The 21108-nt window shown below is 55.8% G+C and carries 20 protein-coding genes; 9 read left to right on the top strand and 11 right to left on the bottom strand.

Going from position 1 to position 21108, the window contains the following annotated elements; translation table 11 throughout:
• Positions 1-45 precede the first annotated feature (45 nt).
• Together msbA and BLV81_RS18520 are read left to right on the top strand one after the other, a co-directional pair.
• Positions 46-1803, top strand: a complete 1758-nt coding sequence (gene msbA, locus BLV81_RS18525) for a lipid A export permease/ATP-binding protein MsbA (protein ID WP_092358999.1) — start codon at positions 46-48, stop codon at positions 1801-1803.
• A 95-nt stretch (positions 1804-1898) separates the two neighbouring features.
• Positions 1899-3023: a glycosyltransferase family 9 protein gene (locus BLV81_RS18520; RefSeq protein ID WP_092358997.1), complete on the top strand. Its 1125-nt coding sequence runs from the start codon at positions 1899-1901 to the stop codon at positions 3021-3023.
• On the opposite strand, the gene BLV81_RS18515 is transcribed toward BLV81_RS18520, so the two are convergent.
• From BLV81_RS18515 to BLV81_RS18470, 10 genes are all read right to left on the bottom strand, one after another.
• Complete coding sequence (locus BLV81_RS18515) at positions 2998-4077, bottom strand: glycosyltransferase family 9 protein (RefSeq protein WP_092358995.1); 1080 nt, start codon at positions 4075-4077, stop codon at positions 2998-3000. The two genes, BLV81_RS18520 and BLV81_RS18515, sit on opposite strands and share 26 nt — an antisense overlap.
• A 116-nt stretch (positions 4078-4193) precedes the next feature.
• On the bottom strand, positions 4194-5186 hold the full coding sequence (locus BLV81_RS18510; RefSeq protein ID WP_092358993.1) for a glycosyltransferase family 8 protein: 993 nt from the start codon (positions 5184-5186) through the stop codon (positions 4194-4196).
• A gap of 7 nt (positions 5187-5193) precedes the next feature.
• Positions 5194-6657 (bottom strand): ribonuclease G, encoded by a 1464-nt coding sequence (gene rng / locus BLV81_RS18505; protein ID WP_092358991.1) that lies wholly within the window; start codon positions 6655-6657, stop codon positions 5194-5196.
• Positions 6654-7274, bottom strand: a complete 621-nt coding sequence (locus BLV81_RS18500; RefSeq protein ID WP_092358988.1) for a Maf family protein — start codon at positions 7272-7274, stop codon at positions 6654-6656. Before BLV81_RS18500 ends, rng begins: the two co-directional genes overlap by 4 nt.
• Positions 7275-7377: 103 nt before the next feature.
• Positions 7378-7848, bottom strand: coding sequence for a 23S rRNA (pseudouridine(1915)-N(3))-methyltransferase RlmH (gene rlmH, locus BLV81_RS18495; protein ID WP_092358986.1), 471 nt, complete (start codon positions 7846-7848; stop codon positions 7378-7380).
• Positions 7849-7871: 23 nt separating this feature from the next.
• Complete coding sequence (rsfS, locus tag BLV81_RS18490; RefSeq protein WP_092358984.1) at positions 7872-8501, bottom strand: ribosome silencing factor; 630 nt, start codon at positions 8499-8501, stop codon at positions 7872-7874.
• Positions 8502-9182 carry a nicotinate-nucleotide adenylyltransferase gene (locus BLV81_RS18485; RefSeq protein ID WP_092358982.1) on the bottom strand — a complete coding sequence of 227 codons (681 nt, stop codon included), beginning with the start codon at positions 9180-9182 and terminating at the stop codon, positions 8502-8504.
• 14 nt (positions 9183-9196) lie between these two features.
• Entirely contained in the window at positions 9197-10135 is a 939-nt protein-coding gene (gene hemF, locus BLV81_RS18480; protein WP_092358980.1) for an oxygen-dependent coproporphyrinogen oxidase, read from the bottom strand.
• Positions 10136-10276: 141 nt separating this feature from the next.
• Positions 10277-11551: a phosphoribosylamine--glycine ligase gene (purD, locus tag BLV81_RS18475; RefSeq protein WP_092358978.1), complete on the bottom strand. Its 1275-nt coding sequence runs from the start codon at positions 11549-11551 to the stop codon at positions 10277-10279.
• Positions 11552-11562: 11 nt separating this feature from the next.
• The gene (locus tag BLV81_RS18470) at positions 11563-12288 is read right to left on the bottom strand and encodes a YebC/PmpR family DNA-binding transcriptional regulator (RefSeq protein WP_092358976.1); all 726 of its coding nucleotides are present in this window, start codon (positions 12286-12288) and stop codon (positions 11563-11565) included.
• A gap of 416 nt (positions 12289-12704) precedes the next feature.
• On the opposite strand from BLV81_RS18470, the gene BLV81_RS18465 reads away from it, so the two are divergent.
• Both BLV81_RS18465 and BLV81_RS18460 read left to right on the top strand, forming a co-directional pair.
• Complete coding sequence (locus BLV81_RS18465; protein ID WP_092358974.1) at positions 12705-13679, top strand: quinone oxidoreductase family protein; 975 nt, start codon at positions 12705-12707, stop codon at positions 13677-13679.
• Between the two features lie 7 nt (positions 13680-13686).
• Positions 13687-13866, top strand: coding sequence for a hypothetical protein (locus BLV81_RS18460; protein WP_092358972.1), 180 nt, complete (start codon positions 13687-13689; stop codon positions 13864-13866).
• A gap of 109 nt (positions 13867-13975) precedes the next feature.
• Here BLV81_RS18460 and BLV81_RS18455 read toward each other — a convergent pair whose 3' ends face one another.
• On the bottom strand, positions 13976-14608 hold the full coding sequence (locus BLV81_RS18455; RefSeq protein ID WP_092358970.1) for a DUF4136 domain-containing protein: 633 nt from the start codon (positions 14606-14608) through the stop codon (positions 13976-13978).
• 539 nt (positions 14609-15147) lie between these two features.
• On the opposite strand from BLV81_RS18455, the gene pepN reads away from it, so the two are divergent.
• The 5 genes from pepN (at position 15148) to BLV81_RS18430 (ending at position 20907) form a co-directional block, all read left to right on the top strand.
• The gene (gene pepN / locus BLV81_RS18450; RefSeq protein WP_092358969.1) at positions 15148-17859 is read left to right on the top strand and encodes an aminopeptidase N; all 2712 of its coding nucleotides are present in this window, start codon (positions 15148-15150) and stop codon (positions 17857-17859) included.
• Between the two features lie 94 nt (positions 17860-17953).
• Positions 17954-18955 (top strand): class 1 fructose-bisphosphatase, encoded by a 1002-nt coding sequence (locus tag BLV81_RS18445; RefSeq protein ID WP_092358967.1) that lies wholly within the window; start codon positions 17954-17956, stop codon positions 18953-18955.
• 151 nt (positions 18956-19106) lie between these two features.
• Positions 19107-19391 carry a hypothetical protein gene (locus tag BLV81_RS18440; RefSeq protein WP_092437670.1) on the top strand — a complete coding sequence of 95 codons (285 nt, stop codon included), beginning with the start codon at positions 19107-19109 and terminating at the stop codon, positions 19389-19391.
• Between the two features lie 297 nt (positions 19392-19688).
• On the top strand, positions 19689-20246 hold the full coding sequence (locus BLV81_RS18435) for a DUF2726 domain-containing protein (protein ID WP_176992890.1): 558 nt from the start codon (positions 19689-19691) through the stop codon (positions 20244-20246).
• A 250-nt stretch (positions 20247-20496) separates the two neighbouring features.
• The gene (locus BLV81_RS18430) at positions 20497-20907 is read left to right on the top strand and encodes an SRPBCC family protein (RefSeq protein WP_092358961.1); all 411 of its coding nucleotides are present in this window, start codon (positions 20497-20499) and stop codon (positions 20905-20907) included.
• Positions 20908-21108 lie beyond the last annotated feature (201 nt).

The following is a 21108-nucleotide window of genomic DNA, read 5'->3' as shown; positions in this document are numbered from 1 at the left end:
CCATGATAGTAAAGTGTAAAAAAAGAACTTAAAGCAGACTGACTTATGAGCGCATTTTCCTATACAACAATTTTCAAGCGCCTTGCGGTATTGCATCGGCCCTATAAAAAGCGATTGATCCTGGGTCTTCTTGGGATGGTTGTGACTGCAGCGACGGAACCGCTGGTCGCTTACATTTTCAAGATCCTGCTGGATAACGGCTTTGTGCAAAAACCTACGTTTCCGCTGTGGCTGGTGCCGATAGCCGTGATTGGCGCATTTGTCGCGCGCGGCGCCTCGACTTTCTTGACAACCTACATGACCAACTGGGTGTCTACCCGCGTGTTGACGACATTGCGGCAGCAAATGTTCAATCGCATCTTGGGCGTGTCGATTGATTTCCATGCCACCCATACGGTCGGGCGCGTGATCAATTCGATCATGTTTGAAGTGCAGCAAATCATAGAGATGATCAGCAAGCTGTTTACGTCGATTGTGCGTTGTGTGCTGACGGTAGCGGGTTTGCTGGGCTACATGCTGTTCATCAGCTGGAAATTGACGATTGTAGCCTTGGTGCTGATGCCTCTGATGATACTGGTGGTGCGCACTACCGCCAAGCGCTTGAAAAAGCTGAACAAGGATTCCCTCGACGTCAATGCGCAACTGACGCAGGTAATCGAAGAAACCACGCGCGCGCAGCAGGTCGTCAAAGTGTTTGGCGGCGAGGCTTATGAGAGGAAGCGATTCGCAGAATCGGCCGAGCATATCCGCCACTACAGCATGCGCATGACCAGCACCTTTGCCGCCACCGTGCCGGTCACGCAGATCATGATGGCTTGCGCGATGTCGGCGATGATCACGATGGGATTGGTGCAAGCAAGTCACGGACAGCTTACCGCCGGCGATTTCGTATCATTTTTGGCGGCGATGATCGCTTTGCAAGTGCCTCTCAAACAGCTGGCTGAAGTGAATGGCCCGCTGCAACGCGGCATGGCTGCAGCAGAGGCAGTGTTTAAACTGATCGATAGTCCGATCGAGCGCACCGGCGGCATACAGCTGGACAAGCGTACCAACGGGAAAGTCGAATTTTCCAATGTCGGCTTTTCCTATCCGGGGCAGGACAAACCAGCGTTAACCGATATTAACCTGACCGTGAAGCCTGGCGAAACCATTGCCTTTGTGGGGATGTCGGGCGGTGGCAAGTCCACCTTGGTGAATTTGATTCCCGGATTTTATTCGGCGACCGAAGGCCGTATCCTGCTGGATGACTTGGCTATCGAGGACATATCTTTAAACAGCCTGCGGGCGCAAATAGCCATGGTCAGCCAGAATGTCGTACTGTTCAACGATACGATCGCCGCCAATATCGCCTACGGCGACAGCGCAGCTGATCGGCCGCGGATTGAAGCTGCCGCCAAGGCAGCGCATCTGACTGAAATGATCGCCGCTTTGCCTGAGGGTTACGAAACGCACATCGGCGACAACGGTTCGCGCTTGTCCGGTGGCCAGCGCCAACGGCTGGCGATGGCGCGCGCTATCTACAAGGACGCACCTATCCTGATTCTGGACGAGGCGACTTCGGCATTGGATACCGAGTCGGAGCGGGCGGTGCAGTCTGCGCTCGACCAGCTGATGCAGGGCCGCACCACTTTCGTGATCGCGCACCGGCTGTCGACTATCGAGCGCGCCAGCCGTATCGTCGTACTCTCGAAGGGCAGCATTGTTGAAATCGGCAGCCATGAGGAATTGCTGAGCAAGCACGGCGCATACGCAAATCTGTATCACCTCCAGTTTTCCAAGGATGCGGCACATGTAGAGATGTAGAGCTGCAGTGCCGAGATCTCAGGCTTCGTACTTGAGATCGCCGGCCCGCCTCATCTGAAAATATCGTCTGCAAGAAAATCAAAAAAGAAAATCCCATGACAGCACAACTCGTTCCGGCCGAAATTTTAAAAAAAACGGATAAGATCCTGTTCATCGCCCATCTTGCCCTTGGCGATTTCACTTATCTGCAAAACTGTTTCCAAGCTTTCGCACAGGCCTTCCCGCATATCAAAATCCATATCTGGGTAGATGAGGTCAGACGCAGCAATAACACTGCGGCATGGCCGTATCTGAAGAAATATGCCTTATACGACTGGCTGGCTGAATGCCCGTTCGTTGCCAAGATTTATCAACAGACCTACAGTCCGGCCTTGTTTGAACAATCGATCGCCGAGGCGCAACAACAGGATTATCCCTTGGTAGTGTCATTGGCGACGCTGAGACCGCCCATGTATGCAAAGCTGGCGCGCCAGATCAGTCCACGTGGTTTTGTTGCGGGTATGCAGAAACCGGCAGGAATTTTTGCCCTGCATAAGCGTCTTGCATATCGGCAGCTGGATGCCGGCTTCGATCCGGATGGCGTGGCCGAGCGGGGAGTGCATATCAGCGCGGTCTATGCGGCCTGGTTCATTCGCTTGTTCGGTATGCAGAGCGCGCCATCTTCACGGCTGCCTTTCGTGCGGATTCCCGAGCAATGGAACCGGTATGCGCAGGAACAGCTGAAGCGCTGGGGCTTCGAGCGAGACAGGCGACAATCTGTCAATCCGGCCAAGCTGGTTTTCATCAATCCCTACGCCAAGACTCCCAAACGCTGCTGGCCGCTGGAGCGGGTAGTCGAGCTCGCTGCGGCGATACGCGCGCAGGATGCCTGGAAAGATACCCGCTTCATCGTCAACGTGGTGCCTGAGGAAATGGCGCAGGCTAAAGCATTTTTCGATGTTCACGCTCTCGATCGATTGCAGTTGTTTAGCGCTCAGGACAATTTTTTTCAGCTGCCGGCAATATTGCGTGAATGCGATCTGATTATCTCGGTTGAAACTGCGGTAATGCATTTGGCGAATGCCGTGCAGGTACCGGTGATCGCATTGATGCGCCAGAAAAATCCTGAATGGGCGCCGATCGACAAGGAGAATAGTATTGTAATCACCGCCGCCAATCGTCGAGATTGGGTGAAGGCGATTACGGTAGCGCAGGTTATGGCTGTATTGAATCGGAAATAAGAGCGTCCGGGGATTGCGTTGCCTGTTCTGCCTGCGCCTCCTGGCGCCACTGCAGCACGATGTCAGCGACACTTTCCGGAGTGATGTTCTCCATGCAATCGCAACTCGCAGCCTTGCTGTCTGCGCAGCCGTTACAGCTGACCGGCATGCACAACGCTTGTGCCCGCTTTCCCAGCGGAGCCCATCGGCCCGGATGCATTGGGCGCGTCGGCGGGAACAAGCCGAGCGTGCGCTGGCCCAGCGCGGCGGAAACATGAAGCGGGCCGGTGCCGCTTGCGATCAAGCCATCGGCCGCTTTAATCAATGAACTCAGCTGGTCAAGCGTGAACTTGCCGCAGACGTTGCCCACATTTTGCAATTGCAATAATTCCGTAGCATTGTCAGCGAGCCATTGCCCTTCGGCCGGACTTCCCGTTAGCCATAGTTTGATATCCGGATATTTACTCAGCCGCCGGGCAAGCGCGATGTAATGCTTGATCGGCCATTCGCGCCCATGCCCATTCGATTTTGTATGAAGGATGAGATTGAATGGATGAGCCTGGAATAACTGGTTTATTTCCCGATTCTCCGGAACGTCGAAATCATAGAGGGCCGGAATTGCAGCAAGTTCAGGGACGGTGTTGAGGCCGAAAGGGCGCAAAAATTCGAAATTGAATTGCGCCTCATGGTGTGCCGAGTTCCCCTTCTTGAAGCGTACCCGACGATTGCAATACAGCATTTGGTACAGCTTATGACGCGCGTTGCCGATGCGGTTAGGGATACGTGCTTTGAAAGCCTCGATCGCCATGCGTTTATTCGGTTGCGCCAAGATGATGGTGTCGACGTTGGCGTGCGCAAAATAAGCAGCGGGGTCCAGCAAGAAACTCTCAAGCTCCACCACTTCATCGATACTGCGGCATTGCTTGACTACCGGCGCTGCATAGGCCCGGCACAGAAAGCTTATTTTCAGCGTTGGATAATGCTGCTTTAGAAAAGCGGCAATGGGTAATGTCAGGATAACGTCGCCGATATTGTCGGTGCGGCATATTAAGACGTGGGAACTGGTTATTGCCATTATTGGATCGGTGTAGGCTATATGTGAGCGATGAATCAGCGCTGAGTTGCAGAAATTATATCCGGCCGTCAGGACGGCCGGTGAGGTTCTCACTTTTTGTTACTTCTTGCACAAATTTACCTTGTGGCAAGATATTTCATATACCACTTGAAGCTATCAAGCAGCTGGCCTCGTTTCATCAGGAAACGGGAATACATCCTCATTTCCTTATAGTTTCTTGGCGCGGGATCGAGCGCCAAGTCGGCCCAGGGCGAAAGCGCCTGGTATTTGACGAACAAGTCCCTGGACGCATGCAAACACCAGTCGTTCCAGGGTTTTACCGCGCCGGCGAAATGAATGAAGACCACCTCGCCGATATCGCGCATCTGGCGTTTGTCTTTTTCCAGGTCATGGATCAAGTCGTAGAGGAAATTCCATTTCCTGTCGATATACTTGATTTTTCCTTCCAGCACCACGTTGAGCGCGTCCTGATCCGGGAATCTGTAGTCCTTGCCGTTTTCCAGGATGGCAAGGATGGTCTTTTCGGTGATTTCCTGGGCCATCCAGTTATCCACGTGCATGTACATCACGCCGGAATTGAAATATTTCTGCGATGACAATTGCAAGGCAGCGCAACGTCTTCTGGTGGTTTCATCGGCATCCGGCACGACAATCGCCGCGCTATCGCCGAAATCCATTTGCCGCAACTCAGCCAAGCTGCCAACGCACAGGATATCCGCATCCAGGTAGAGAACCTTGTCGCACATTCCGCGCAAGGTGGAGGGGATCAGCAAGCGTGTGAAGATGGTCGGCGAATAGTAAGAGAACTGCGAGATGTGCGCGAACGGCTGGAATACCGCCGGATCGATGATATGCACATGCGTCTTGAGCTGGTACATCTGCTCCAGCTCCTTGAAGCGCTTGCGGTTATCCGCGGAAAGTGAAAAGGCGAACACATGGAAGGTGAAAACCACGCCTGGGCTATTGGCGATGATGGAGGCGATCGTCGCTCCCATGCTGCGGCAATAGTGGTCGTCGACGCAGAAGGCGATATGGAAAGAATTGTCAGCTTCGGCCGGAGCGTCGGAAGCGCCAGGCAAGGCTGCAGAAATCGGTAAAGAACTATTCATGTAAACCTTACATAAGGATGATGTCGTATTGCTCCTGCGGATAAACCGTTTCCACTTGCAGGGAAATCGGTTTATGAATGAAATCGCCGAGCATGGCCAGATGCTGCGATTCTTCTTCGAGGAACATGTCGACCACCACCTGCGACGCCAGAATGCGGAATTCGCGCGGATTGAACTGTTTCGCTTCGCGCAGTACTTCGCGCAGGATTTCGTAGCAAATGGTGCGCGCAGTCTTGACTTGGCCCTTGCCGTTGCAGGCGGGGCAGGGTTCGCACAAGATATGCGCCAGCGATTCGCGCGTGCGCTTGCGGGTCATTTCCACCAGGCCCAGGGCGGAAAATTCCGACACCGATTTCTTGGTGCGGTCGCGCAGCAGCGCTTTATGCAACTCGGCCAGCACCGCGAGCTTGTGCTCGCTATTCTCCATATCGATGAAATCGAGAATGATGATGCCGCCCAGATTACGCAGCCTGAGCTGGCGCGCTATGGCGTGCGCTGCTTCCAGATTGGTCTTGAAAATCGTGTCGTCGAAATTGCGGCCGTTGACGAAACTGCCGGTGTTGACGTCGATGGTGGTCATCGCTTCGGTCTGGTCGACGATCAGGTAGCCGCCGGACTTGAGCGGCACGCGGCGGCTCAATGCTTCCTGGATTTCTTCCTCTACGCCGTACAGGTCGAACAGGGGACGCTCGCCGGTGTAATGCATCAGCCGCGCTGTGACAGACGGCGTGTAGCTGGCGGCGAACTCTTGCAGCTTCTGGAAATTCTCGCGCGAGTCGACCTGGATGGTGGTGGTCTCGTCGTTGACAAAATCACGCAGCACGCGCTGTGCCAAACTCAAATCCTGATGCAGCAAGGTCGGCGCCGGTTTGGTTTTTGCCAGCAGCGTGATGGACGACCAGGTCTTGCGCAAATACTCGATGTCCATCTGCAGATCGGCATCCGAGGCGTCTTCGGCCATGGTGCGGATGATGAAGCCGCCCTTTTCCTCGGGCGGCAGCAGCTTTTGCACTTTGTTCTTCAGCAGTTCGCGTTCGGCTTCATTTTCAATCCGCTGCGAAATACCGATATGCCGGTCTTGCGGCAGATACACCAGCATCCGGCCGGCGATGGAAATCTGGGTCGACAGCCTGGCGCCTTTGGTGCCGATAGGGTCTTTCACCACTTGCACCGTCAGCGACTGGCCGTCGAACAGCAATTTTTCAATCGGCGTCTGTTGTGCCGCCTGGCCATCGTGGGCACGGGTTTCCCAGATGTCGGCGACGTGCAGAAAGGCTGCGCGCTCCAGTCCGATATCGATAAATGCCGATTGCATGCCGGGCAGTACACGGACCACTTTGCCCAGATAAATATTGCCGGCCAGGCCGCGCGACAAGGTGCGTTCGATATGCAGTTCCTGCACTGCTCCCTGGAAAATCAGCGCAACGCGCGTTTCCTGGGGGGTGATGTTGACGAGGATGTCTTCGCTCATAAAATGCGGATGCCTGCCTGTTGTAGTAGTTGTGCGGTTTCGAAAAGGGGTAAGCCCATGATGCCGGAATGGCTGCCGCTTATGCTTTCGATGAAAATCGCTGCCGGTCCCTGGATGCCATAGGCGCCGGCCTTGTCGTAAGGCTCGCTGGTATTGCAGTAGGCTTCGATCATGGCCTCTGGCAGCTCCTGGAATAGGACATCGGACACTTGCGTGAGTTGCCAGGATTCTTCGCGATAAATGACGGCAACGCTGGTGAGGACCTGATGGCTGCGGCCCGACAGGAGCCGCAGCATGGCGACCGCCTCGGGCTTGTTGGCGGGCTTGCCTAGAATCCGGCCGTCGATCGTGACCGTGGTGTCGGCCGCCAGGACAGGGCGTACCGGCAAACTGCGCCAGATCATCATCTGGTATGCAGCGCGGGCCTTTTCCATGGTCACCCTGACGACATAATCCTGCGGCGATTCGTCCGGCAAGACTTCCTCGCTGACATCGGGGCCGCGCGGCGTCTGGTCGCGCAGCAATAGCAATTCGAATACGACGCCGATCTGTCGCAGCAACTCCCGCCGGCGCGGGCTTTTCGAGGCAAGGTAGATTTTCTGGTAAGGATTTTTCATTGCTGGCGGCTACGGCGGATGCGTCGTCTGATAATTCCAGCGATTATTACAGAGTTACCCGTGTATTGGGTGGCTTATTGGGGCGCTCAAGGGTGCAAAGGGGTCACACCCGGTGATACGGATGGTTCTGGGTAATCGACCAGGCCCGATACAGCTGTTCGGCCAGCAGTACCCTGACCATGCCGTGCGGTAAAGTCAGGCTGGAAATGCGCAGCAAGCTGTCGGCATTGGCCTTGAATTCCGGATCCAGGCCATCGGCGCCGCCAATGATGAAGGCGACATCGCGCCCGTCGCGCTGCCATTGGGTCAGCTGTTGCGATAACTGGACACTGGTAAGGTCTTTGCCGCGCTCATCGAGGGCGATGATGCGCACGCCTTTCGGCAGTACCGCTTCGATACGGCTGCGTTCCAGCGCCATGGCCGTTTCGGCGGTCTTGCTGCCGGAGCGTTCGACTGGCTTGATTTCCTTGAGGACGATGCGGCAATCCGGCGGCATGCGTTTCGCATACTCGCCGAAGCCGTTTTCTATCCATGCCGGCATCTTGTGGCCGACCGCAGCGATGATGAGCTGCATGCGTGTGCTATGGACGCAGCAGCTTATTCAGCCGCTTTGGTTTTTGCCGGAGCGCGCTTGACAGCGGGTTTCTTGGCAGGTGCTTTCTTGGGCGCCGCAGCCTTCTTCGGCGGCACCGAGCTCTTCGACGGCGCTACCTTGATGGTTTTGCCGACCGCTTTCTTGGCGCCGTCAGTCTTGACCGGCTTCTTGCGCGCTGGCGCTTTCTTCGGCGTTTCGTCTTCCGCCTTCAAGGCCTGCGAAGTAGTCAGATGGCGCGAGATCTTCTTCGGCGCTTCTTCTTCGGCAGCCGTGCGGGTGGAAACCCGTTTGGCGGCGCCGAACTTGACTTCCTTGTCGCCCCAGATTTCTTCCAGGCGGTAGTAGGCGCGGATCGCCGGCTGCATGATGTGCACCACCATGTCGCCCATGTCGACCAATACCCATTCGCCAGTGTCTTCGCCTTCGACGCTGAGAATCGTGCCGCCGTTTTCTTTGACTTTATCGCGTACCGAGGCGGCCAGCGCCTTGGTTTGGCGATTGGAGGTGCCGGAAGCAATCGCGATACGATCGAACAAACCGGTCAGGTGGACCGTGTCGTAGACGCGAATGTCTTGAGCTTTGACGTCTTCGAGTGCATCGATGACGAGACTTTGTAGTTTTTTGATATCCATTTAATTCTTATAGAGATGATGTTGTTCAATATAGTCCAGTACTGCCGCCGGGACCAGCGTGTCGGGTCTTTTTGCATTGTGCAGCGCGGAACGAATTTCTGTTGCCGAAATGTCTACAGCTAAATTTTTCGCCAGGTAGGTCAAACCGTGCGCGCTCTGACGAATCTGTTCCGGGGTGGCGGCGCGGCGTGTAAATTCGCGCGTAACCTCGGCTGGAACCCGTGATTCATCCATGGCAAAACCGGGCCGCGAGGCCACACCCAGATGGGCGTAGTCAAACAAGCGATCCCAACCCTGCCAGCTGTTCAAGTGCTGCAACTGGTCCGCCCCCATCAGGAACACGATAGACGCTTGCGGCCCAAGTTCGGTCCGCAATGCTTGCAACGTATCTATCGTATACGTCGCAGTCTGCCGCTGGATTTCCTGCTGGTCGATGACGACCGCTACGCTTTGCTGGCGGAACGCGCGCCTGACCATCTCCACCCGTTGTTCCGGAGTGGCTTCCAGGCCATGCTTTTGCCAAGGGTTGCCGGTAGGAATTACCCGCAACTCGTCTGGCGCCAGCAAGGTCACGAAGTATTTCGCCAGCGCCACATGACCATTGTGGACCGGATCGAAACTGCCGCCGAGGACTGCGATACATGGCCTGGGCGTGGGCCGGGAGGTTTGCTTGGATGTCATCGGGGAACTGCCCATCAAACCCACTCGCGATGGATCAGAAAATCGGTATATAGCTTGGCTTCCGGGCTTCCAGCCGCCGGTTGCCAGTCGTAACGCCACTTGACCACGGGCGGCATCGACATCAGGATGGACTCGGTACGTCCCCCGGATTGCAGACCGAACAAAGTGCCGCGATCATACACTAAATTGAATTCAACATAGCGGCCGCGACGATATGCCTGGAAATCGCGCTCGGTTTCACCGTAGGGAATATCCTTGCGGCGCGCCAGGATCGGGGTATATGCGGGGATGAAAGCATTACCGACGCTCTGCATCATGGCAAAGCTTCGTTCGAACCCCAAGCGGTTGAAATCGTCGAAGAAAATGCCGCCGACGCCGCGCGGCTCCTGGCGGTGTTTCAGATAGAAGTAGTCGTCGCACCATTGTTTGAAGTGCGGGTAGAGCGCCGCATCCTGGCCGCTGGCATCGTCAAACGGCGTCAGGGCGTCGCGGCAGCTGCGGTGAAAGTGCTCGACATCTTCCGTAAAGCCGTAATACGGCGTCAGATCGATGCCGCCGCCAAACCACCATACCGGCTCCCGGCCTTCTGCGCTGGCGATAAAGAAGCGCACGTTCATATGCACGGTTGGCGCATACGGGTTGCGCGGATGCATGACCAGCGACACGCCCATGGCTTCCCAGTGCCGGCCCGCAAGCTCAGGCCGGTTGGCGGCTGCCGACGGCGGCAGGCTTTTGCCCATCACGTGCGAAAAGCCGACGCCGCCGCGTTCCAATACATTGCCTTCTTCGATGATGCGCGAAATGCCGCCGCCGCCTTCTGCACGCTGCCATTGATCGCTGCCGAACGGCTTGCCGTCAATCTGTTCCAGCGCCGCGACGATGCGCGCTTGCAGGTCCACCAGATAGGATTTGACGGCCTCGGCGGGATGGTCGGGAGTGGTGTTTGAGCTCATCGGGAGACGGGGATAGTGCTTGCGCTAATAGGAGTTGGGTGGGCAGGTTCTAATGTCCGCGCTGAAATGCGTTGTGGCATTGTGTCGGTGCGAAGTCCCGCGTGGGCACGGGTGCCCACCCTACGTGTCATATATGCCTGATCAGGCATGCTTCTTGAGTGCCCGCCAGCCGATATCGCGGCGGAACTGCGCACCGCTGAAATGAATCGAGTCGACCACGCTGTAAGCCTGCTTCTGTGCCACTTTGACACTGTCGCCCAGGCCGACTACGCAGAGAACCCGGCCGCCGGAAGTGGTCAGGCGCCCGCCGTTAAGGGTGGTGCCGGCGTGAAATGTCACCGTGTCGGCAGTCTCGGCGGGAATCCCGGAAATCAGGTCGTCCTTGCGCGGAGCGTCCGGGTAACCGGCTGCGGCCATCACCACGCCCAGCGCGGTACGGCGATCCCATTCCAGTTCAATCGTGTCCAGCGTGCCGCTGACGGCATGTTCCATTACCGTCAGCAGATCGGTTTTCAGGCGTGCCATGATCGGCTGGGTTTCCGGATCGCCCATGCGGCAATTGAATTCCAGTGTCTTCGGGTTGCCTTTGTCGTCGATCATCAGGCCGGCATACAAAAAGCCGCTGAATGGAATGCCGTCCTTGGCCATGCCGTGCACGGTGGGCGTAATGATTTCCCGCATGACGCGCGCGTGCAATGCCGGGGTGACGATAGGCGCCGGCGAATAAGCGCCCATGCCGCCGGTGTTCGGGCCCTGGTCGTCATCCTTGAGGCGTTTATGGTCCTGGCTGGTTGCCAGCGGCAAGATGTTCTTGCCGTCGACCATGACGATGAAGCTGGCTTCTTCGCCCGCCAGGAATTCTTCAATCACCACACGTGCGCCGGCATCGCCAAGGCGATTGTCGGACAACATCATGTCGACCGCGCCATGGGCTTCTTCGATCGTCATGGCAACCACTACGCCTTTGCCGGCAGCCAGGCCGTCGGCCTTGATGACGATCGGGGCGCCTTTCTGGTCGATGTACTGATGAGCAGCGTCGACGTCGGAGAAGGTTTGATATTCGGCAGTCGGGATGTGATGCCGTTGCATGAACGACTTGGCGAAGTCTTTCGAGCTTTCCAGCTGCGCCGCTTCACGCGTCGGTCCGAAAATCTTCAAGCCGCGATCGCGGAAGATATTCACGATGCCGGCAGCCAGCGGGGTTTCCGGGCCGACTACGGTAAGCGCGACATGTTCCCGCACGACGAAATCGGCCAGCGCCGCAGGATCGGTAATGTCGATGTTTTCCAGCCGCTGATCCAGCGCCGTACCGCCGTTGCCAGGCGCCACGTAGACAGTTTGTATGCGCGGTGATTGGGCGATTTTCCACGCCAGGGCATGCTCACGGCCGCCAGAGCCCACTACCAGAATTTTCATAAGAACCTGAGTCAGTCTTCGATTATTGCGTTGCTGTAAATTTCTTGCACGTCGTCCAGGTTTTCCAGAGCGTCGAGCAGCTTTTGCATCTTGATCGCATCGTCGCCCGAAAACACAGTTTCGGTCGCCGGCTTCATGATGATTTCGGCCATTTCGGCCTTGAAACCGCCTTTTTCCAACGCTTCTTTGAGCGCTGCAAAATCATGTGGTGCGGAAATAACTTCAATCCCGCCTTCCTCGTCGGTAACGACATCCTCTGCGCCGGCTTCCAGCGCAGCTTCCATCAGGGCGTCCTCATTGGTACCGGGCGCAAACAGCAACTGGCCGCAATGCTTGAACATGAAGGCCACCGAGCCTTCGGTGCCCATGTTGCCGCCGAACTTGGAAAACGCATGGCGGACTTCGGCCACGGTGCGGATTCTGTTGTCAGTCATGCAATCGACAATGATGGCGGCGCCGTTGATGCCGTAGCCTTCATAGCGCACTTCTTCATAGTTGACGCCATCCAGGCCGCCGCTGCCGCGCTGGATGGCCCGGGTGACGTTATCCTTTGGCATATTGGCGTCGGATGCCTTGTCGATGGCCAGCCGCAGACGCGGATTGGCGTCGACATCGCCGCCGCCCATGCGGGCCGCGACGGTGATTTCCTTGATCAGTCGGGTCCAGATTTTGCCGCGTTTGGCATCGGTGGCGGCCTTCTTATGTTTAATATTGGCCCATTTGCTGTGTCCAGCCATGATGTTTCTTTCTTGCTTGAGTTAGCTATAATCAAAGCGCAATTTTACCATATTGCACTTTCTTGAAATCGCCTGAAATCCACTTGCTTCCTCCTCAATCAAGCCTGCCGAAACATGTCAAACCCCCTCCCGATTGCCAAAAACGCCCGGCAAGACCTGACGCTTCTGCCTGCATTGGTGATTGCGCTTTCCCGGCGAGGCAGGGAGCGGCGTTTTCCTGTGCGTTCCTATCCGTTCTCTTAGCAACGCGATTTTCACATACCTATTACAATTCCATCACGGGCAAGCAATGAGCAGCAGGTTACACCCTGGTAGTAAGAGTAAAAACAAGAGTAAAAACAAGAGCAAGAACAAAAACAAGAAAAAAAACGGGGATTTGAGGAAGTCAGACGCAATATTTGGAGGTGATAACAATCATGGTAAAAGCAATCAGGATGTCGAGGACCGGTGGCCCGGAAGTGATGGAGTATGTCGATGTGGAGGTCGGCGAGCCAGGGCTGGGCGAAGTGCGTATACGGCATGTCGCTTGCGGCCTGAATTTTATCGATGTCTACTTTCGCAGCGGCTTGTATCCGCAGCCGTTGCCAGGCGGTCTGGGACAGGAAGCTGCCGGCGTGATCGAGGCGGTCGGCGCCGGCGTGCAGCATGTCAAAGTGGGCGACCGGGTGTCGTATGCCACGCGTCCTAACGGTGCGTATTCTGAGGCGCGCGTGATGCCTGCCGCGTTCCTGGTCAAACTGCCTGACTCCATCAGTTTCGATACGGCCGCAGCGATGACGCTGCAAGGACTGACGGTGCAGTACCTGTTTCGCCGTACCTTCCCTTTGCGCGGCGGCGAAACCATCCTGTTTCACGCCGCTGCCGGCGGCGTCGGCCTGATTGCCTGCCAATGGGCCAGGGCGTTGGGCGTGACCATGATAGGCACGGTCAGCTCAGCAGAAAAAGCGGCGCTGGCGACAGCGGCCGGTTGCACCCATGTGATCAATTACAAAACCGAGAATTTCGTCGAGCGGGTCAGGGAAATTACCGGCGGCAAAGGGGTGCCGGTGGTCTACGACTCGATCGGCAAGGATACTTTCATCGGCTCGCTGGATAGCCTGGCGCCGCTGGGCACCATGGTCAGTTTCGGCAACGCTTCCGGTGCGGTGCCGCCGTTCAGCCTGAATGAGCTGGCTGCGCGCGGCTCGCTGACTATCACCCGGCCTTCGCTGCCGAGTTATATTTCCAGCCGGGCCGATCTGGATGCGGCGGCGGCGGACCTGTTCCAGATGGTGGACAGCAAGAAAATAACGATTGAAATCAATCAGCGATATGCCTTGAAAGACGTGGCGCAAGCGCATATCGATCTGGAGTCGCGCAAAACCACCGGCTCCACCATTTTGATTCCCTGAGGCAGTTATGAATGACCCTTTGAAGCAGCAGCCGGATGCACATCCGGACAACCCCATGAATCATCCGGAAGAGCAAGCGACCGGCAGTGACGGTTCGCCCAAGTTTGGCCGCTTGTTGATCGTGCTGGTGCTGTCAGTGATACTGATCGGCTTCATCACGTTTGCCAGCGAATGGTTTTATAGCTGAAAATATTCCAGCGCAATACAAAAACGGCCTGTGCTCTCACCGAAACGAGAGCACAGGCCGTTTGTCGTGGTGGCCGCGTATCGGATCCCTGGCGATTGCCGGCGAACTTCTATTTTTGATCTTCAACCTTTAACTTAACCTGATGCGTGGCGCCGCTTTTCCCCGGGAAATCGGTGAATGCGCTGCGTATCAGATACGGCATCACGGCTGGCAGCGAATTCATCTTGCCTTCGCTGGTGACGGTGACGTCGTACAGTTTTTGGCCGTTGCCGGCGCGCGTGATCGCGATATTCAGGCGACGCTGGAATAATTGATAGTTGTATTCGCGTTGGCCCACTACCTGCGGTGCGTACCAGAACGGATCGTAAAACGGGCTGTAGAACCCTGGCCGTCCCCAGCCGTAAGGTCCGTAAGGACCGTACCACATCGGGTCGGCAACCACCGGCTCCACTACACGGACGTCGCGCGCGGCGATGTCATAGCGAAGGGCGACTTTCAATTGCGGGGCAGTGTCGCCAGCAGGTATGAATCCCAGGCGTTGGAGTTCGGCGCCCACCAGATTTTCATAATTCCGATATTCCAGATCATTGCTCTGTGCTGCCATGTGTTCGAACACATAGGATTTATTCGGTAAATCGGCCGGCCATTCGTTGAAGGCGGTAACGTCGCTGCGGATGACTGTGGCACAGCCGCCCAGCAGCAGTGTAAGTGCAGCTAAACCGAGACTAATGATGCGTTTCATGTAATTCCTCTTCGTGGGGGGTGTGCAGGCCCGTTCCATGGCTTGCCTGATAGGCGGCATCTGGAATTGGCAGCGTCAATTCTGTCTGTCTGTCTGTCTGGCCGGCTGCGCCGGACTGTTTTCATTTTAGCCAAGTCCTCATAGTGCTGCTCTATCACTTTGTCACACTCTGTAACTTCAGCGACCGGCGCACAGTTTGATAGAAATGAAATGGTGATTTTATGGCAATTTTGACGGGCTTGCACTCCAGGCTTTGATTTACAGCTTGATTTGCAGTTTGATATAGTCAGATCCGGCCAGATCGCCGTTAAGGTTGCCGTCCCGCCGCAATTCCGCTGCAAATTGCATGAAGCTTTGCGCTTTGATTGGTAGAATCACAGTCTGCCCGAATATTGAGACTGACCAGCCACGTTATTAAGCAAGTCACTGAGCGATCCTTAGCAGACCCAATTAGTTGCCGACTGTAGTTACCAGCCATAGTTATCAACCGTAGTTACCTATCGCAGTTATCAAAATTAACCGTAACCAGACTACTTCCCATGCGCACAGACACTTCTGCCACACCACTAACCATCCTTCGTAAGGATTACACCGTTCCTGCCTTCCTGGTCGACACCGTCGACATGGGCTTCGATCTTGATCCCGCAGCGACCCGTATCGCCACCCGCATCGCGATGCGGCGCAATCCAGCCAGCAGCAGCAAGGAAATCGTCTTGTTCGGCGAGGAGCTGGAATTGGTGCAGTTGCGCCTCAACGGCAAGCAATTGAAACCTGGCCAGTACCAGCTGGAAGCCGGAAAATTGCGTATCGCGTCGGCGCCGGCCAAGGTCGTGCTGGAAATTGAAACGCTGACCAGTCCGGAGAAAAATACGTCGTTGATGGGTCTGTATGTGTCCAACGGCAATTTCTTCACTCAGTGCGAAGCTGAAGGTTTCCGCAAGATTACCTATTTCCCGGACCGTCCCGATGTGATGGCCAAATACACCGTCATGCTGCGCGCCGACAAGAAAAAATATCCGGTGCTGCTGTCGAACGGCAATCTGATCGAAGAGGGCGATCTGGCCGATGGCCGCCACTACGCCAAGTGGGAAGATCCGTTCAAGAAACCGTCCTATCTGTTTGCGCTGGTGGCCGGCAATCTGGTCTGCCAGGAACAAAAATACACATTGAAATCAGGCCGCGAAGTCTTGCTGCAAGTCTGGGTGGAAGACGGCAACCTCGACAAGACCCAGCACGCCATGGATTCGCTGATCAACAGCATTCGCTGGGACGAAGAGCGGTTCGGCCTGGAGCTTGACCTGGATCGCTTCATGATCGTCGCCGTCGGCGATTTCAACATGGGCGCGATGGAAAACAAGGGCCTGAACATTTTCAATACCAAATACGTCTTGGCCAATTCGCGTATCGCCACCGATGTCGATTACGCCAATATCGAGGCGGTAGTCGGCCATGAATATTTCCACAACTGGACCGGTAATCGCGTCACCTGCCGCGACTGGTTCCAGCTGTCCTTGAAAGAAGGCTTGACCGTATTCCGCGACCAGGAATTTTCAGCGGACATGGTCGGTACCGACAGCGGCCGCGCCGTCAAGCGGATCGACGATGTGCGCGTCTTGCGCCAGGCTCAGTTCCCTGAAGACGCCGGCCCGATGGCGCACTCGGTGCGGCCCGACTCCTACGTTGAAATCAATAATTTCTACACCGTCACGATTTATGAAAAGGGCGCCGAAGTAGTGCGCATGTACCAGACTCTGTTTGGCCGCGACGGCTTCCGCAAGGGTATGGACCTGTACTTCGAACGCCACGACGGCCAGGCGGTCGAATGCGACGATTTCCGTGCCGCGATGGTCGATGCCAACGGCCGCGATCTGAGCCAGTTCGAACGCTGGTACAGCCAGGCCGGCACGCCGCGGGTGCAAGCGCAGAGCAAGTACGATGCCGCCAAGAAAACCTATGAGCTGACACTGTCGCAGACCTGCGCCGCGACACCGGGCCAGGCCAAGAAATTGCCTTTCCATATTCCGGTTGCGGTCGGCCTGCTCGACGCTGACGGCAAGGACATGGCGCTGCGCCTGAGCACGGACCGTAAAGGCAGCACCGCGGGTGCAACCACACGTGTACTTGAGCTGACCAAAGCGCAGCAGACTTTCCGTTTCGTCGATGTCGCCGAAGCACCGGTGCCGTCGATCTTGCGTAATTTCTCTGCGCCGGTAGTGCTGGATGTCGAATACAGCGACGCCGAACTGGCCTTCCTGCTGGCGCACGACAGCGATCCATTCAATCGCTGGGAAGCCGGCCAGCGCCTGGCTACCCGCAGCTTGCTGGCGCTGACTGCAGCAGTCCAGGGCGCCTCGCAAGCCGGCCACGTGCTTGCGCTGCAAGACGTCTTGAACAATGTAGCCTCGAATAGCGGCGCCTTGGGCACGGCATTCGGATTGATACTCAACGATGCGACGCTGGACGCCGCTTTCCGTGAGCAAGCCTTGACGCTGCCGTCGGAAGCGCTGCTGGCGGAACAGACCGAAGTGATTGATCCGCAGGCGATCCACAGGTCGCGTCAATACCTGCGCGGCAAACTAGGCCAGGCGCTCAAGGACGATCTGCTGGCGGCATATCACGCCAATCAGACGCCAGGCGCTTACAGCCCTGATGCAGAGGCGTCCGGCAAGCGCGGATTGAAGAACGTCGCCTTGGCGTATCTGATTCAGGCCGACGATGCCGATGCGCAAGCACTGGCACAGCAACAATACGATAACGCCAACAACATGACCGACCGCCTGGCCGCACTGGTCGCGCTGACCAACAGCAGCGCGCCGGGGAAGGCCGCAGCCCTGGAAAAATTCTATAAGGATTTCGAGCAGGAAGCGCTGGTCATCGACAAGTGGTTCGCCCTGCAAGCCACGGCTTACACTGCCGACGTTGCGACTATCCGCACGTTGTCGGAGCATCCGGCCTTCACGCTGAAAAATCCGAACCGTGCGCGCAGCTTGATTTTTAGTTTTTGCAGCAGCAATCCGGTCAATTTCCATGCGGTCGACGGCAGCGGTTATGAATTCTGGGCAGACCAGGTGATAGCACTCAACGGCGTCAATCCGCAGGTGGCTGCCCGCCTGGCGCGCAGCCTGGATCGCTGGCGCAAGTATGCGCCTGCGCTGCAGGAAAAAATGCGTGCCGCTTTGCAGCGCGTCGCAGCAGCACCGAACTTGTCGAAGGACGTACTGGAGGTCATCGGCAAAGCGCTAGCCAATTGAGTTTTTGATTTCACTGGATTGCATGTATTTTATTTTTCAATCGCGGGTTTGCCCCGCGCTTGACAGTGAAGAGCCACAATAAAGAAAGAGCAATATGAAACGTATTAGCCTTACCCAGCATTTGATAGAGCAGCAACGTTTGCACAACAGTATCCCGGCAGAACTGCGCCTGCTGATCGAAGTGGTCGGCCGCGCCTGCAAAACCATCAGCCACGCTGTCGGCAAAGGTGCGCTAGGTGAAGTGCTGGGCAGCGCCGACAGCGAGAACGTGCAAGGCGAGGTGCAGAAAAAACTGGATATCATTTCCAATGAAATCCTGCTGGAAGCCAATGAGTGGGGCGGTCACTTGGCCGCCATGGCTTCGGAAGAAATGGAATCCATCCATCCGATTCCAAACCGCTATCCGCAAGGCGAATACCTGCTGTTGTTCGATCCGCTCGACGGCTCCAGCAATATCGACGTCAATGTCTCTATCGGCACTATTTTCTCGGTGCTGAAAGCGCCGGATGGCATGAGTTCGCCGACCGAACAGGATTTCATGCAGCCAGGCCGCAAGCAGGTCGCTGCCGGCTACGCCGTGTACGGCCCGCAAACCATGCTGGTGCTGACTACCGGTAACGGCGTGCATTGCTTCACCTTGGATCGAGAGATGGGTTCGTGGGTATTGACCCAGCGCGACATGCAAATCCCGGCCGAGACCAAGGAATTTGCGATCAACGCGTCCAACGCTCGCCACTGGCATCCGCCGGTCACGCGTTACGTCAACGAAATGCTGGCCGGCAGCACCGGTCCGCGTCAAAAAGACTTCAACATGCGCTGGATTGCATCGATGGTGGCCGACGTCCATCGTATTCTGAATCGCGGCGGCGTCTTCATGTACCCGGCCGATGCGCGTGAGCCGGACAAGCCAGGCAAGCTGCGCCTGATGTACGAAGCCAACCCGATGGCCTTCATCGTCGAACAAGCCGGCGGCGCAGCCACTGACGGCAAGCAGGCGATCCTGGATATCCAGCCGGAGAAATTGCACCAGCGGGTGCCGGTCTTCCTTGGTTCCAAGAGTGAAGTCGAACTGGTGACGCGCTACCATCAGGAATAAGCAGAAATCAGAAGGAACCCGCAGGAACCCCCTCCGCAAGGCCCGGTCAGATAAAGATCGGGCACTTTGCGGAGCGCGATGACGGCAAAATGCCAGACCTAGTAAAATCGCAGCTGCAGCAAAATTTATCAATGAGTACAAGAGGAACAGATTGAAAACAGCACTAGTCGGAGATAAGGATATCCCCGAGTTCGATCACGATATCATGACCAATCTACTGATCAAGACGGTAGAGCTGAACGTTGTCAGGCAAGAGCAGATATTGCTCGGCATCCGCAATGCAAAACAAGAAATCTACCGTGTTATCGGCGCTTCCAGCAGCAAGCAGTTCATCAACGCTTCGGAAGAGCTGGAAGACTTAGGCTTGAGCAATGAATTGGACGAAGCGGATCGCGCCAAGAACGGCTACGACGCGATTTTCGGTTTAAGCGAGTAACAGTTCAGCCTGATACTGTCAGCTCAGTTCAGCGGGCTGACAGGGTTTAAAGGGGAAGCTCGACGCTTCCGCTCTTCCTTCCTCCGCCTGTCACCAGGCAGCACGTTTGTACCCAGTCGTGCTTGCGTCCTGCGGTCAGCTGCGATTCGTTTAAATTCTTCCTTCCAATCGAGCATATCAATGCCAAGCTTGTGTCCGCGATTAGAGCAAACCTACGGGTAATACTGCATTTTTGACTTCATTATATTTCCATATGGAAATATAATGGCCGCTGCGTTCAACCAGGGGATCATAATAATGAAAGCAATCATTGCACTGACCGTGCTCACGATCATTGTCATGGCGGTTATCGCCGTGCTGACTCGGGAGAAGCAGACAGCCCAGCAGAAGCGCCGTGAATACATCAAGAAAAAACCCTTGTCGAACAACGAGCAAGTCATGTACTGGCGACTGGTCGGCGCATTGCCGGATTACATGGTGCTGGCACAAGTCGGCTTGAGCCGCTGCCTGGGCACTAAAGATAGCGGCGGCCTGGATACCCTGACATCGAAGAATCTGGATTTCGTGATTTGCGATAAAGCCAGTGACGTGGTTGCAGTAATTGAAATAGATAACAAGACGCATAACAACAAGATACTCAGCAAAGAGGATGAGCAAAAGTACAAGGCGCTGAAAAAGGCCGGCATCGACATCATCAGATGGCGCGCAAATTCTCTGCCAAGCGAAGCTGACATCAGAGAGCGGTTTACGCTATTGGATCCGAGCAAAAAGCTGCGGGTAGTGAAAAGCAAAAGCCATCAGACCAGCATTTTTGGCATAGGCATAGGCAAATATCGCAATACCGGGGCCGGCTGAGCTGTACCAGCTCAGTCTTGACCGCACACTACCTCTGTCAGGTCAAATCAAGTCTGGTTCGGCGTGCCGTGCAACTGGCTGCAACCGGCCAAATATAGTTAATCCATTCCATCTTTATCGCAGTAGGTCTGATGTCTGGTTTCAGGGCAAAGCAAACCGCTGATGTCGCCCATGAGAGCTAGGCAAATTTGCGGGGTTATCTGGAAGCTCTGTCCACTCAACCCCTTAACAGCAAACGAAAGGAAGAATCATGACCACGAAAATCACCGTCGAAACTCAGATCAATGCTCCCGTTGCCAAGGTCTGGAGTGCTTACACAACGCCAAGCGACATCAAGCAATGGAACACAGCTTCTGACGATTGGCACACGACCAAATCTACTGTCGATCTACGAGTCGGCGGCATTTTCTCATCACGCATGGAGGCCAAGGACGGTAGCTTCGGCTTTGATTTCGAAGGAACCTACACAAAGGTGGTGCCTCATGAATTGCTTGAGTTCTCGTTTGGCGACCGCGCTGCGTCGGTGGAGTTCATAACAGGAGCAAAGGGCGTGACGGTTCGTGTTGTGTTTGATGCTGAATCGGAAAATCCTATCGAACAGCAGCAGCAAGGGTGGCAGTCCATATTGAATAATTTTGCAAAATTCGTTCAAGCGAGGTAGTAAAGGGACGTCAACAGACAAACGACCGATGCGTTTCAAAATCGTGTGTCATTGAGAAACGCGACCGGCGGCTTTGAGCCGATGCTGTGTGAAAACGCAAAAGCATGAAGTTTTCGTGGCTAGGGCGAGCATTGCCGATATCGAGAAAATCGCGTAGCGGTCGTTTCAGGATGAGGCGTCGTACAGCGGATACCTGCTCAA

Source organism: Collimonas sp. OK242 (assembly GCF_900107095.1).
In the GTDB taxonomy this organism is placed as follows: domain Bacteria; phylum Pseudomonadota; class Gammaproteobacteria; order Burkholderiales; family Burkholderiaceae_D; genus Collimonas.
Note: the sequence above shows the minus strand (reverse complement) of the source record. Positions and strands in the feature narration are given on the sequence as shown.